The 444-nt window shown below is 43.5% G+C and carries 1 protein-coding gene; it reads left to right on the top strand.

All coding sequences use genetic code 11. The features are described from left to right. The first annotated feature begins 14 nt into the window (after positions 1–14). On the top strand, positions 15–314 hold the full coding sequence (locus QEH54_RS22870) for a hypothetical protein (protein ID WP_309021053.1): 300 nt from the start codon (positions 15–17) through the stop codon (positions 312–314). Positions 315–444 lie beyond the last annotated feature (130 nt).

Here is a 444-nt window from a genome sequence, read left to right as displayed (position 1 = left end):
ACGTTAGGTAGAAAATGAAAGTAACCAAAGAACACAAAATAGATGCCGGAGAAAAAGACTCCGAAGGTTACTACGACTATTTCTACGAATACGACATATACACGTTCACTGAAAACGGAAAGAAGCTGACAGCACGAAAATACATCGACGACGAAACAGCACATTTCTTGCGAATCGAAAATGAAGGAGAAGAAAGAATACTGACGAAGGAAGACCTTGAGACTTCTTTCATTTCGGAAGCGATCGAGCATTTACGAAATGAAGGAATCGAAGAAGTAGAGTACTTGGCGAATTCTGGATATGAACGAATCTAAAAAATTACCTAACCAGTCGGTCGATACAACTCGAGCCAAGCGCCCGAGTTGTGGACGCAGCAAGGACGTATCTTGCCCTACTCTTTCACCACGTACAACCTAGGCCCTCGCGTATCACCTTCACGTTAGC

This window comes from Pelagicoccus sp. SDUM812003 (assembly GCF_031127815.1).
Taxonomy (GTDB): domain Bacteria; phylum Verrucomicrobiota; class Verrucomicrobiia; order Opitutales; family Opitutaceae; genus Pelagicoccus.
The sequence above is the reverse complement of the archived record's forward strand: the minus strand, read 5'-3'. Positions and strand labels throughout refer to the sequence as shown.

Excerpts from the sequence above, each read along its gene's own strand:
- QEH54_RS22870 (WP_309021053.1), top strand. The coding sequence starts at position 15 with ATGAAAGTAACCAAAGAACACAAAATAGATGCCGGAGAAAAAGACTCC.